The organism is Chitinophaga sp. CF418, assembly GCF_900142925.1.
Classification (GTDB): Bacteria; Bacteroidota; Bacteroidia; order Chitinophagales; family Chitinophagaceae; genus Chitinophaga.
Map to the genome: position 1 here is coordinate 34,553 of NZ_FRCN01000008.1, position 13,848 is coordinate 48,400.

Sequence of the window (13,848 nt, forward strand, 5' to 3'; positions counted from 1 at the left end):
TAAGGGTTTCACTAAATTGATAAGAAATTTTCTCAAAATGCGTTTACTTATTGCATTGCCCCAAAAAACAGGCGGCAATTTACGAAATGGTTACAATATAAAATAATCATTATTTAACCAAACAATATCGCTTTTCGCAGATTCATCATCTGCATAATAGCTATAAGATTGTAACTTTTCCTGGAAAAATAACGGGACAAGCCGTATTTTAACATTCAAACTAGAACATTGCGCAATTTTACCCTTTTTATCCTCGCCAGCCTCTATGTTATACCTGCTTTTGCCCAACGTAAGTGCGGTACGGAAGAGGCGATGCAACAACTCATTGCGTCCAACCCGGCGTTGCAGAAGATCCGTGAAAGAAAGGAGGCCCGCCTCCAGGAAATGACCCGTTCCATCAAACAGTCGAGGGCGCAGATGAAAACCGTCTATCCTACAGTGACCATTCCCGTGGTAGTACATATTGTGCTGAGAAATCCCGGTCAGGTAACAGACGAACAGGTGCAGTCGCAAATAGATGCGTTAAACCGGGATTACAGTGCCGGCGCTCCGGATATTTCCAATATTCCTGTTGCATGGCAACCGCGCCTGGGCGATGCGCAAATACAATTCTGCCTGGCGCAGCGTACACCGGACGATAATCCCACTAACGGGATCGATAGAGTGACCACTACCCGGAGCTCTTTCAGCGTATCCAATTCCGCTTCCGCAGTAAAACACGTCTCCAGCGGTGGCGCCGATGCATGGAATAGCAGCAATTACCTCAATATCTGGGTGTGTAACTTGTCAGACAACTACCTCGGTATTGCCACCTTTCCCGAAGGATATCCTGCCAGTGAACAGGGCGTTGTGATCACCTACACAGGGTTCGGTACTACCGGCAGCGCCGTGGCACCGTTCAACGTGGGGCGTACTACTGTGCACGAAATAGGCCACTATTTCTCTCTCCGTCACATCTGGGGAGATGAATCCGGCTGCGCGGCAGATGATGGCATTGACGATACCCCTTTACAGGGTAACTATACATACAACTGTCCGGCCTTCCCTGTTACAGACGCCTGCTCTGTTGATTCACCGGGTATTATGTTCAATAATTTCATGGATTATTCGGATGATGCATGTATGCTGCTCTTTACCTCCGACCAGGTGGACAGGATGCGCCTCTCGCTGACTGAAGACAGGGCCTCCCTCCTTTCCTCCAATGGCTGCATACCGTTGAATCTCCTGGACAATGATGCACAGATACTGACAGTCGTTTCACCTTTCGGACAGATCTGTGAAAACTATATCACGCCTTCAGTTATACTTAAAAATCAGGGTAAGAACACGCTTACTTCAGTGAAGATCAATTACATCGTGGACGATGGCGCTATAAGAACCTATAACTGGACTGGCAGCTTGACAGCACTGAAAACAGCTACCGTACGGCTGGATTCCAGTACCTCGGAAGAAGGCGCCCACATCCTGAAGGCCTACACCTTATCCCCTAATGGAATTGCCGACGATGATCCGACTAACGACACCGCCTGGACTACCTTCCAGTACTATCCGGATGGCAGCTTCCCATATGCAGAGGGCTTTGAGAGCAATACCTTCCCTCCAACGGGCTGGGAAATAAAGAATTATGACAACAGTTATACCTGGGAGCTCACATCCGACGCCGCCAGTTCAGGCACGAAGTCTATCGTGATGCATAACCTGGCGTACAATACCAACGATGCTATTGATGACATTCTGAGCCCGACCTTTAACCCGGCAGGCCATGACTCCATATTCCTGTTCTTTGATGTAGCTGCGGCCGCATTTTCCAGCGTCAACGGCTCAAATAGGGTATGGGACAGCCTGCAGATATTCACCACTTCCGACTGTGGTCAGACCCTTGACAGCTTCTATAAAAAAGGCGGCGCTTCGTTCCTGACGCGTAAACAACCGGTAACCAGTGAGTTTATTCCTATGGCATCCGAGTGGCGCAGGGATTCAGTGAATCTGACCCCTATTATCAATAAAGGCCGGTTCAGGGTGGTATTCAGGAATATCAGCAATGCGGAAAACAACATTTACCTGGACAATATCAATATCGTTACGAAGAATACCCTCCCATATCTGAAGGAAAAAGGTATTGTGGTAGGACCGGTGCCTGTGGTGAACCAGTTGTTCATTACCTTCCTGGAGGTGCCTAACGATCTGGATTACATCGCGATCTATAACACGTTAGGACAACTCGTGGCCAAACAACCCGGCTCGTCCATCAACAATAGCAACCGTTTTATCTTTGATTTGGTAAATGAGCCAAATGGTATTTATTTTGTAAAATTAATATACAGGAATAACGTCAAGACTATTAAGATAACTAAAGTGAATTAAGTGAGATGACGACCAGAAATGATTATCCTGCCGTAGCAACATTACTGCAAGACACAAGATTGGACAAAGGATTGAAAACCATTGGAGAGAAGGTATTGTCAGCAGAAAGGCTGACACCTGAAGAGGGCCTGCTTTTATTTGAGAAAGGAGAACTGGCATACCTGGGCGCTCTGGCCAATGCGGTGAGAGTGCGCATGCATGGTGATAAGACCTATTTCAATCGTAATTTCCATATAGAGCCTACCAACGTTTGCGTTTTTACCTGCAAATTCTGCTCTTACTCCCGTTTATATAAGAACCGTGAAGAAGGCTGGGAATTAAGCATCGACCAGATGCTGGACATCGTAAAAAAGTATGATGGCCAACCTGTTACTGAAGTTCATATTGTGGGCGGCGTACATCCTAAGATGAACCTCGACTTCTTCGTGGAGCTGCTGCAAAAAATAAGGGCGCATAGACCAGATCTTCACCTTAAAGGTTTTACAGCTGTGGAGCTGGACTACATGTTCCGCAAAGCAAAAGTTTCCGTGGAAGAAGGTATGCGCATCCTGCATGACGCTGGCCTCCAGTCCATGCCGGGCGGTGGCGCTGAAATATTCCATCCCGACATCCGTGCACAGATCTGTCATGATAAAGTAGATGCAGACGGCTGGTTACACATACATAAGACAGCACACCTGCTGGGTATGCATACGAATGCAACCATGCTGTATGGCCACCTGGAACAATTCTGGCACCGCGTTGATCATATGGAACGCCTGCGTAGCCTCCAGGATGAGACCAAAGGTTTCAATACCTTCATTCCGCTGAAGTTCCGCAACAAGGATAATGAAATGTCCCACGTACAGGAAACTTCCGTGGTGGAAGACCTGAGATTGTATGCTATTGCCCGTCTCTACATGGACAACTTCCCCCATCTGAAAGCCTACTGGCCTATGTTGGGTAGAAATACAGCACAACTGACCCTTTCCTTCGGGGTAAACGACCTTGACGGTACCATTGATGATACCACCAAGATCTACTCTATGGCAGGCTCAGAGGAGCAGAATCCTTCCATGAACACCGCTCAGCTGGCCATGTTGATCAAACAGGCAGGTAGAAGACCTGTGGAAAGGGATACGGTTTACAATGAGATCAAGGATTATACTGATGTTGTATTTTCTGAAGAAGAATTGATGGCCCGTTAAAAACACGTTTATGTCTGCTTCCAGATGGTTGCTATTTAATGCAGGACTCTGTCTCTATATTGCCGGATGTCATAACAACCGCAGTCAGGTCAGCAACATTCAATCTTCTGAAACAGCCGTCACCGCTCCGGCAACCGGAGAACCACAGTTCAAAAAAGAAGGTGTTCTTTATTTTCTCAGTAAGGTAAATAATGATACCCTCCGCCAGATCGACATCGAACTGGCCACCAATGACCAGGAAAGAGCACAGGGCCTGATGGACCGCAAGTCCATGAAGGATACACAGGGAATGTTGTTCATCTTTCCTCATGCAGAGGAACAATCTTTCTGGATGAAGAATACTTATATCTCTCTTGATATTATATATATTAATGAAAAAAGAGAGATCGTATCTGTTCAGAAATATACCACTCCACTCTCGGAAGAAAGCCTGCCCTCCTTCAAAAAAGCACAGTATGTGCTGGAAGTCAATGCAGGGTTCTGCGATAAGTATCATATCGCATATGGTGATAAGATCAGTTATAAGGAAATAAAGTAGGATAATGATATTAGTATTATAAATAAAGACCGTTTCACACTGAGTGAAACGGTCTTTATTTTTTGCTTGCATGCATTAATTCGATACCTTTATACCAGCCATAACATTTAAATGATTGCATGCCGGGATTAAACATCTCATTCCTTTTGCAGTCTGAATGTATAATATACCATTAATCGTTTTTCCATTTATTCCTGCCTGCCAACAATCATTTAAATTAATAGGTCAAGTAATAGTGTTCGTGTCATTAGGAAACTAATATTATTCACCTTTTAATCTTAACATGTGAAAACTATCCTGATTGTCGACGACGAAATCCATATCTGCACATTGCTAACCACCATCCTCACCAAAGAAGGATATCAGGTAGATCATAGCGTTTCTGGCGCCATAGCCCTTAAAATGGTAAAGGAAAAAAATTATGATGTCATCTTCTGTGATTATCGTCTGAAAGACAAAGAGATAGATGGCAGCATTCTGTCGCTCAGGATCAGGGAATTGAGCCCTGCCACCAGCATTATTGTGATGACGGGTTATCCGGATGTACGGGTAGCCATTCAACTGATCAAACAGGGTATCTGCGACTATGTCGTTAAACCATTAGACGCAGCGCAGGCTATTCTGCTGGTGCAGAAGGCCCTTCTTCATCAGGCAGTGATCTCGAAAGAGCAACTGCCAGCTACCACTCCTTTAACAAGCGGTCCTGTTTCTACATATGTATCCCGCAAAGGGCAGCTCAGCCAGTTTGTCTATGGCGCAAGCAATACCTCAAAGGAACTGCATACGCAGATCAAACTGATCGCGCCTACTGATTATAGTGTTATCATCCTGGGAGAGACTGGCACAGGCAAAGAATCTGTGGCACATCTGATACATAACCAGAGTAAACGGAAGGACAAGCCCATGGTAGCTATTGATTGCGGTAGTCTGTCCCGCGAGCTGGCCAGCAGTGAACTGTTCGGACATGAAAAAGGAGCTTTTACCGGCGCCATACAGGCAAGGATTGGGGCATTCCAGGAAGCCCAGGGCGGAACTTTATTCCTTGATGAAATAGGTAACCTGTCTTACGAAGTGCAGACTGCCTTATTAAGAACTATCCAGGAAAGAGTTGTTCGTCCGGTAGGCAGCTCGAGAGAAGTACATGTGGACATCCGCATTATTGTAGCCTCTAATGAAGACCTGCAACACGCCGTTCTGCATGGCAGATTCCGGGACGATCTCTATTACCGGCTGAATGAGTTCACCATTAACGTACCACCATTACGTGAACGCCAGGATGATCTTCCGCTGTTTGTATCTACCTTCAAACAAACTGTTGAAGATGAGTTGGAAAAAGAATGCGGTCCCTTATCCGATGAAGTGCTGGCTGTCTTTTCCAATTATCCCTGGCCCGGTAATATCCGGGAACTGAAAAACGTGATGCGGCGCATATGTTTGTTGTCAACGGAAAAAGATCCTATTACTATTGAACATCTCCCGGAAGAATTACGTCCTGTACCCAGAGAATTGGCAGCGTCAACAATCCCCGGTGAGGCCAACCTCAAAAATGTGACCCGGCAGGCGGAATACCAAAAGATACTGGACGTACTGCAACAGGTCCGCTTCAATAAATCGCAGGCAGCGAGGTTAATGAACATCGACCGTAAAACACTTTACAACAAACTGCATACCCTGAACATACTGCTGTAAGCCGTAACGCATTCAACATACTGTTATGCGCCTATTTCAGTTCTTCCACAGTAAATGACTTCTGGCGGCCCTTATATTGTTTTCTGACGTCCTGGATATCTTTCTCTGTTACTTTGGAAGCGTGATTACTCCAGGCGCCACGGATGAAGCTGAGCACTTCAGCAATGTCCTTGTCTGAGAACTCGTCATTACTACCTATTCCCGGCATGTCGCCGCTTATTTCCGGAGCTTTGTATTGTTTGCCGGCCACATTCACCGGACCGGTCAGGCCGAACAGTACAATGGCAGCCAGACGCTGTTTATCCCCTGTTACGATCTCAGACTGATTCAGCGGTGGCGCAAGTGATTGTATACCATCTCCGTCTGTCCCATGGCAGGTCTGACAAACCGTTTTAAACAACACCGTTCCCCTCGGATAAGTCTTCTGCAGGCTCTCATTCATGCTGGCTTTCTTACGATTCTCTATATCCTTCAATACAGTTTCCAGGTGTTTATGCAGTACCAGTGTGCTATCCGGATTCCAGGCGGTAAGCTGTTGCAGTAATACCGTTTCCTTACCAGCCATCCGGCTGATAACAGCATCTGCTACATATGGATCATTGGCATAGCTTTCTACCAGCTGCATTTGCAGCATATCTACCTCCTTCTGCAGCTGTGGAGGAAAAGCTGGCAACAATAAGGCAACATAAGGCGCCAGGAAAACATTCTTCTCCATTCCCGCCAGTTCTTTCAGTACTTCCCTCCCATTGGCAGCAGTAAGCACCGCCGGCAGGGCTGCCAGGCCTTCCGCCTGTGCATATGGGTTGGACTGATGAAGCATGACCATCACATCCGTCAGCTGTAATACGCCCAGGCCTTCCAGCGTCCACAATGCATGGATCTGTCCATTCAGGCTGTTTTTCCGGTGCAGGCGTTCTTTCAATGCCGGCGCCAGTGAAGTATAGTGATGATCGATGATCATTTGTTGTGCCTTATCCCGTACCCAGCCATTCGGATGATCCAGTAAGGCCAGTAATTCACCGGGCTCATTTCCCGGCAATACAGGTACCGGTTTCTTACCGGCAGGCACGACACGATATATACGTCCGCAGTTCAGTGGATTGGTCAGGCTACGGCCTCTGATCTCTTTTTTAAGATAAGGTGTCAGGTAGGTTTTATGCTGAATAATCCCCCTGTACATATCCACGATATACAATGCGCCATCAGGACCATCATACAGACTTACCGGTCTGAAACGCTCATCCGTACTGGCCAGGAACTCGTGACCCTGGTAGGCTTGCTGCCCTTTTACGATATAACCGCTGTCTTTTACCAGGTTCCTTTTAATGAGGTTGCCGGAAGGTTCAGCTACAAAAATATTATTGTCATACGCCTTACCCATAAGACCACCTCTGTACACCAGCGGTCCGCAGGCAGCGGTCATATTACGCAGGCGGAGGCTGTCATCCAGCACGTTTTTCATGTATCCCCTGTTCACACCAGTAGTAGCTCTGATTGGATATACGCGGGTATCAGGAACGATCTTTTCGTCATAACCGGATACATTCTTCTGTTGCAGGTTATGCGCGCCTAGTCCGGCCGGGAAGTAATCTCCCAATACATTTTCGGAGTTATTATTATAAAAGAGGCGGCCATAGTTATCCTGGGTAATACCCCACTGACCGCGGAAATGTGTTTGTTCTTTCAGCCATTTCCCTCCTACCTTACGGTAGCGCTTATCTGATTTTGCGTTGTAGATCCAGTTGTCCATGGCTCTCAGCAGTCCGTTGGGCTGGTGCTCAACATTGCCACCTTCGGTATATTTATCGTCTACCAACGTACGTTTCCCAGGCTTGCCATTGTTGATCTCCACAAACCACAACTTAGGCGGTTCGGCTATCAGGATACCATTCTCCACCAGGCAGATCGCTCTGGGCAGTACCAGCGAATCCATGAACACTTCACGTTTGTCGGCTACCCCGTCATGGTCTGTATCATCCAGGATTACAATCTTTCCGTTAGGGACATCTTCTCCCGTACCAATGGTATCAGGCATATACCCCGTCATTTCCACCACCCACATACGTCCTTTTTCGTCAAACGTCATGGCCACCGGCACTGTTACCAATGGTTCTGCCGCCACCAGCTGCACTTCCAGACCTTTCTCTACTTCCATATGCGTGATAGCCGTTTTAGCATCCAGCACGGGAGAGACAGCGTATTTCTCCCGGATAGCCAGCGAGTCTGATTCTTTTGACGATTTCGTGCTGCCGCTGTTGTTACATGCCGCCAGCCAAAAGCCGATCCCTAAAAGATAAAACCTGTAACGCATTTCTTGTAAATCGATTGTTAAGCCCAAAATATAAATTAAATTAGGAATTTGGAATTATCTTCGTTTTTTATATCATTTTAACGCGCTTATGGGACGTTTCCAAGGAATCTTCGGGATTATCCTTATACTGGGACTGGCTTACCTGGTTTCCAACAATAAAAAAAAGATTAACATCCGCCTGGTAATCAGCGGAATAGGCCTGCAGATATTAATAGCATTACTCATTTTTAAAGTAGGGTTTGTTTTCCGGTTCTTCCAGGGCATTGGTAAGGCGATGGGCAAACTGGAAGATTTCGCCCGTCAGGGTGCTGCTTTCGTGTATGGTGGTATTGCGGTAGAAAAGACGCCCGGTACCATCGGTAACTACCTGACCGGTGGCTTCGTATTTGCATTCAATATCACGGCAGCGATCATACTTGTATGTTCACTCGTAGCCATCCTCTATCACTTTGGCATTATGCAGCGCATTGTAGCGGTGATAGCCAGGGCGATGAACTTCATTATGCGGGTGAGCGGCGCTGAAGCATTGAGTAATGTAGCCAGTGCTTTTGTAGGCCAGATTGAAGCGCAGGTAATGATCCGTCCTTATCTGCCGTACATGACAAAAAGTGAACTACTGGCGTCCATGAGTGGAAGCCTGGCCTGTATAGCCGGGGGGATACTGGTGGTATATTCCAATATGGGTAAAGCGGCCGGTATGGACATTGCTCCTATGCTGATCACCGCCAGCCTGATGGCAGCGCCCGGTGCACTGGTGATCTCCAAGATTGTTTTTCCGGAAACGGAAGAATCCCAGACCATGGGTAAAGTGAAACTGGAGGTAAAAAGTCAGTATGTGAATGTGATCGACGCTATCACCCATGGTGCGGGCGATGGTTTTAAAATAGCCATGAACGTGATCGCCATGATCATCGGATTTGTGGCCCTGATTGCCTTCCTGGACTGGGGATTACTGAAGATAGGCCAGCTGTTGCACCTGGACTTCGCACTGAGCTTAAACTGGATATTTGGAAAGCTCTTCTATCCTGTTGCCTGGGCAATGGGGGTACCTGATCAGGATGTAAACAGTGTGGCTACCCTGCTGGGACAAAAACTCAGCATCAATGAATTTATCGCATTCAAGAACCTTACAGATAAGGCAGTACCTGTATTTACTCAAAAGGGACTATTGATCGTGAGTATCGCGATCTGTGGCTTTGCTAATTTCAGTAGTGTGGGTATGCAGATAGGCGGTATCGGTGTGCTTGCGCCGGAAAGACGCAGTGATCTGGCCAGCCTGGGTCTAAAAGCGCTCTTCTGCGGAACGCTGGCTTCTTATTTATCAGCAACCATTGCAGGAATACTGATTTAAGTAGGTACAAACAAATACTAACAAAATCCGCCTTATCATCTTTCCGGTATCCGGTTGATGATAAGGCGGAGCTCTTTTATAGTATAAATTAGTAACCTAATCTCTTTATCAGATCGGCCAGTACAGCGTCCCAGCTATCCAGTTGTCCTTCTTCAGTTCTTGCCTCTTTCATTTCAGATGCAGTCCTGATCTTTTCAACAACACTGGCAGCCAGTTTACGGAGTGCCGGAGTAGCCAGCAGTTGCAGTGAATCCAGGTTGTCCAGCGGATCTTCCGGGAAATCTTCACTTGCTTTACCACTCAGCGCAGCTACTACTTCTGCAGCGGCCAAGGCGTCTTCGCATTCAGATGTATCCAGTACGCCATCCTTGTTAAGTGTGAACTGCAATGTGTCGGCTACCATGCCGCCATCTTTGTTGTCCATCATTTCAAATACCCAGTCTTGCGAGCCATCATTTTCGAAGTTTCTGGTACCCCATGTGCCCATGATATGTAGTTTTTTTGGTTTGCTTTATTGACGATTAACTTAGTTAAGACTCCTGAAATCCACCGGTACCAGCTTACTCACACCCGGTTCCTGCATGGTAACCCCGTAGATCACATCCACAGCCGCCATTGTCTGCTTGTTGTGCGTAACAATAATGAACTGCGAATTGTCTGAGAACTTACGGATCATATTGGTGAATTTACCTACGTTGGCATCATCCAGCGGCGCGTCCACCTCATCGAGGATACAGAATGGCGCTGGTTTGATCAGGTAAATGGCAAACAGTAAGGCTGTTGCCGTCAGAGTCTTCTCACCCCCACTCAGCTGTGTAATGGCAGCCGGACGTTTACCCTTCGGTTTGGCGATGATCTCAATACCGGTATCTGCCAGGTTTTCAGGATCGTTCAATATCATATCACACTGGTCTTCTTCGGTGAACAATGCCTTAAATACACGTACGAAGTTTTCCTTTACCTGGTTGAAGGTATCCAGGAATTTCTGGTTAGCCGTTGCCTCCACTTCCTGGATCGTCGCCATCAGCGATTCTTTGGCGGTTACCAGGTCATTCTTCTGCTCCAGTATAAATTCATAACGTTTCTTCATTTCCTGGTAGGCCTCGATCGCTGTAGGGTTGATCTCCCCCATATTTTCAAGACGCTTCTTCAGTCGCTCGGCGCCTCCCTGCAATTCATCCACAGGCAATGCGGAACTACGCTGTTCGTCAATGATCTCGTCCAGGTTTACCTTGAACTCTACACTCAGTCTTTCCTTCATGGAGGCCAGCTGCAGTTTCAGTTCGTTTACCTTGTCCTTGATCACTGTCAGCGACTGTTCCAGCTGTTCCTTGGCACGCTGGCGCGCACGCAGGCTGCTTTCTTTTTCCTGCAGCTGGTTACGGAAGTTGTAGTACTCCTGGTCTTTTTCGTTCAGCTCTTTCTCTTCTTCCTCTTTACGACGGAACAGGTCTATCAATCCATCTTCTGCTGTTCCCAGCTTGTCTTCCGCAGCAGCAATATTAGCCACTGCATCTTCCAGCTGAGATTTATTGCTGGTGATCTGCGCATGCAGATCTGTTAATTGTTTGCGTTTGAATTCCAGTTCCTGCTTCAGGGCCTGCACCTTACTCTGCTGACGGGTATGTTGCAGGTTCTGGTTGTTGAACTGTACATTGGCCTGGTTGAATTGTTGCTCTGCCTCAGTAGCTGCCCTTTCTGCGGCCACTATATTATCGTGCAAAGCATGCACCTTTTCATTCAGGTCCTCCAGTTCATCTTTCACACCGGAAATGCTTTCCTGGTTAGCTGCCAGGGAATCCTGCATTTCCAGCAGGCGCTTTTCGCCAGATTCTACCAGGTGACGGAAGTTCTCAATACGGTTCTGCAATCCGAACACCTGGTTATTCAACTGGTTGATCTTCTCGCGGGCGGCATTGATATTATTCTCATTCAACTGGCTATTGTATCCCAATACCTGGTTGTGTTTATCCTGGATCTGCTGACGCAGGTTAGCCACTACTTCTTCCAGTGCTTTGATCTCTTCATCCAGTTTTTCCAGGTTCTTGGCACGTCCCAGTTTCTTTCCTTCGAACAGTCCTACGGAACCACCACTGAAACTGTACCTGCCCCGGTTCATTCTGCCGCTCTTCTCTATCACCAATACATCCTGGTCTGCCAGCTGGCTGAATTCCAGGTTACTGATATCGTCAGTAATGAATACTTTACCCAGCAGGTAGTTACCCAGTCCCTTGTAGCGTTCTTCCAGTTCTACCACCTGCAGGGCCGGAATAGCGCCCGGAGGGGTAAACAGGCTTCCAACCGGTTGGTGGAACTGGTCCAGGATAAAAAAGTTGGCTTTACCTTTCTTATTATCATCCAGTAAGCGGATGGCCTGTACTGCCTCTGCTGCATTATTTACAACATAGTAGTTTAGATAAGGTTCAAGCAGATTCTCCACGCAAGTACGATATTCTTCCTTACAAAAGAAAATATCACTCAGGATAGGAGCAGTATTATTCCAGTCTGGATTTTTCTTGAGGAACTTGATACTTTCAGGATAACCTTCCAGGCTGTCAACAAGGGATTTTAACAGGTCGTATTCATTCTTCTTCTGGTCCAGCGCACGGTTCTCGTCTACCAGTTTATCGCGCAGACCTTCTATTTCTCCCTGGGTGGTCAGGATCTTTCCTTTGGTCTCTTCCTGGAAAGCGACCATATCTTCCAGGTCTGCTTTCTGGTCCTGCAGCGTTTCCTGGAGCCCAACCTTCTCTTCTTCCAGTTGCGTGATCTGCAACTGACGACCGGCCTTTTCGTCCTGTAACTGGTGTATACTGCGTTGCAGGTTCTGTACGGAAGTATCGGCTACCGCCACTTTCTTTTCCGCTTCGAACTGCTGCCGCTGCCATTGTTGCTGGTCACGGCGCAGGGTTTCGAGGGATAGTTTCTTCTGGTTGAACGCTTCCTTCTTCTCGTCCATCATCTCCTGCAATCCTTCCAGCTGGTCCTGTAAGGACTCAAACGCATCCTGTTCTTCCTCCACCTGTGTCTCGGTAAAAGCAATGGAATCTGTCAGTCCCTGCAACTGTCCCTCTGCATTATTGAGGAACTGGCTGATATTGCGTTCCCGCTCTTTCAGGTAGGTGAGCTGCTGGCTGGCCAGGTTCTTATCATTTTCCTTGGTACGGATGGTAGATACCAGTTCATTGAAGGATTTCTGCAGCACCTGCAGTTCTCTTTCCTTGGCAACGAAATGCAGTTTATCTTCTTCCACACTGGCCTCTGCGGAGGAGATCTCCGTTTCCAGGGCCAGTTTCCTGTCACTTTCCGCCTGTTGTTCATCTGTCAGTTCTTTAAACGTGACATTAAATCCTTCTAGGGCGGCTTTTGCCAATTCTATACTGATCTCGCGATATTCTTTTTTCACCTCGTAAAAGCGCTCGGCCTTACGTGCCTGGGCTTCGAGGGTCTTTAAGTTGTTATTGATCTCAAACAGCAGGTCCTCAATACGGTTCAGGTCACCCTCCGTAGCATCCAGCTTGGATTTGGCTTCCTTTTTACGCGTTTTATAGATGGAAATACCGGCAGCCTGTTCCAGCATGCGGCGGCGGCTGTTCTCTTTATCTTTGATTATATCGTCCACCATACCCAGCTCAATGATGGCATAGGAGTCAGTACTGACACCAGTATCCATAAATAAGTTATGGATGTCTTTCAGGCGGCAGGCCACATCGTTCAGACGATACTCGCTATCACCGTTCTTGTAAAACTTGCGGGTAATGGTAACTGTAGTGAACTCGGTTGGCAATACATTGCGGGTGTTCTCGAACGTGAGGCTCACTTCGGCCATACCACTTGCAGAACGTGTTTTGGAGCCGTTAAACACCAGTCCTGACTGATTCTCCGAACGCAGGTTACTGATTTTATGCTCCCCGATCACCCAGCGGATGGAGTCAATGATATTACTTTTGCCACACCCGTTGGGGCCTATTACCCCCGTTACCCCCTCATCGAAGTGTAATACGGTTTTGTCAGCAAAACTTTTGAAGCCTTTGATTTCTAATGTCTTTAAACGCACAATTGCTTTGCTTTGTTTTTTTAAGCCGTCAAAGATAACTATGATTTCTCTGATTTATGACCAGGATTTGCCTAATCATACCATAATAATGCATTTTTACCAGACTATTAATCTCCTTTTTCTGATAATCAGTATCTTAATCCAAGCCTGTAACCTTTATTTTTCCAAAGAAAACAGTAATTTATCAGACAACCATGTCCCGGTTAGAATTTAATTATACACAGTTGTGTATAAATTGCATTGAATGATTGATCAGTGGTTTGTTGCTGTAGTATTATATTTAACTAATATACCGTAAACAGAGGATTGCCTTGCGCCCTGGCCAGCATTCTTTTTGCTTATCAGCGATTT

8 protein-coding genes are annotated in these 13,848 nt (G+C 46.9%); 5 read left to right on the forward strand and 3 right to left on the reverse strand.

The genetic code is table 11. The annotated features are described in order from the left end of the window. Window positions 1-228 precede the first annotated feature (228 nt). From F3I09_RS18105 to F3I09_RS18120, 4 genes are all read left to right on the forward strand, one after another. Window positions 229-2,364: a M43 family zinc metalloprotease gene (locus tag F3I09_RS18105; RefSeq protein ID WP_149696445.1), complete on the forward strand. Its 2,136-nt coding sequence runs from the start codon at window positions 229-231 to the stop codon at window positions 2,362-2,364. Between the two features lie 5 nt (window positions 2,365-2,369). Then, window positions 2,370-3,551, forward strand: coding sequence for an aminofutalosine synthase MqnE (mqnE, locus tag F3I09_RS18110; RefSeq protein WP_149696446.1), 1,182 nt, complete (start codon window positions 2,370-2,372; stop codon window positions 3,549-3,551). 10 nt (window positions 3,552-3,561) lie between these two features. Continuing rightward, entirely contained in the window at window positions 3,562-4,089 is a 528-nt protein-coding gene (locus F3I09_RS18115; protein WP_149696447.1) for a DUF192 domain-containing protein, read from the forward strand. Between the two features lie 285 nt (window positions 4,090-4,374). Continuing rightward, a complete protein-coding gene (locus F3I09_RS18120) occupies window positions 4,375-5,778 on the forward strand; it encodes a sigma-54 dependent transcriptional regulator (RefSeq protein ID WP_149696448.1) in 1,404 nt (467 codons plus the stop codon). A gap of 31 nt (window positions 5,779-5,809) precedes the next feature. Here the strand turns inward: F3I09_RS18120 and F3I09_RS18125 are convergent, their stop codons facing one another. Continuing rightward, on the reverse strand, window positions 5,810-8,089 hold the full coding sequence (locus tag F3I09_RS18125) for a PVC-type heme-binding CxxCH protein (protein WP_149696449.1): 2,280 nt from the start codon (window positions 8,087-8,089) through the stop codon (window positions 5,810-5,812). A gap of 88 nt (window positions 8,090-8,177) precedes the next feature. On the opposite strand from F3I09_RS18125, the gene F3I09_RS18130 reads away from it, so the two are divergent. After that, the gene (locus F3I09_RS18130) at window positions 8,178-9,440 is read left to right on the forward strand and encodes a NupC/NupG family nucleoside CNT transporter (RefSeq protein ID WP_149696450.1); all 1,263 of its coding nucleotides are present in this window, start codon (window positions 8,178-8,180) and stop codon (window positions 9,438-9,440) included. An 88-nt stretch (window positions 9,441-9,528) separates the two neighbouring features. Here the strand turns inward: F3I09_RS18130 and F3I09_RS18135 are convergent, their stop codons facing one another. Together F3I09_RS18135 and smc are read right to left on the reverse strand one after the other, a co-directional pair. Continuing rightward, window positions 9,529-9,927 carry a DUF4259 domain-containing protein gene (locus F3I09_RS18135; protein ID WP_149696451.1) on the reverse strand — a complete coding sequence of 133 codons (399 nt, stop codon included), beginning with the start codon at window positions 9,925-9,927 and terminating at the stop codon, window positions 9,529-9,531. Window positions 9,928-9,966: 39 nt separating this feature from the next. Next, a complete protein-coding gene (gene smc, locus F3I09_RS18140) occupies window positions 9,967-13,497 on the reverse strand; it encodes a chromosome segregation protein SMC (protein ID WP_149696452.1) in 3,531 nt (1,176 codons plus the stop codon). Window positions 13,498-13,848: the final 351 nt, after the last annotated feature.

Coding starts and splice junctions, on each gene's coding strand:
- F3I09_RS18125 (WP_149696449.1), bottom strand. CDS start 8,089: ATGCGTTACAGGTTTTATCTTTTAGGGATCGGCTTTTGGCTGGCGGCA.
- mqnE (WP_149696446.1), top strand. CDS start 2,370: ATGACGACCAGAAATGATTATCCTGCCGTAGCAACATTACTGCAAGAC.
- F3I09_RS18135 (WP_149696451.1), bottom strand. CDS start 9,927: ATGGGCACATGGGGTACCAGAAACTTCGAAAATGATGGCTCGCAAGAC.
- F3I09_RS18115 (WP_149696447.1), top strand. CDS start 3,562: ATGTCTGCTTCCAGATGGTTGCTATTTAATGCAGGACTCTGTCTCTAT.
- F3I09_RS18130 (WP_149696450.1), top strand. CDS start 8,178: ATGGGACGTTTCCAAGGAATCTTCGGGATTATCCTTATACTGGGACTG.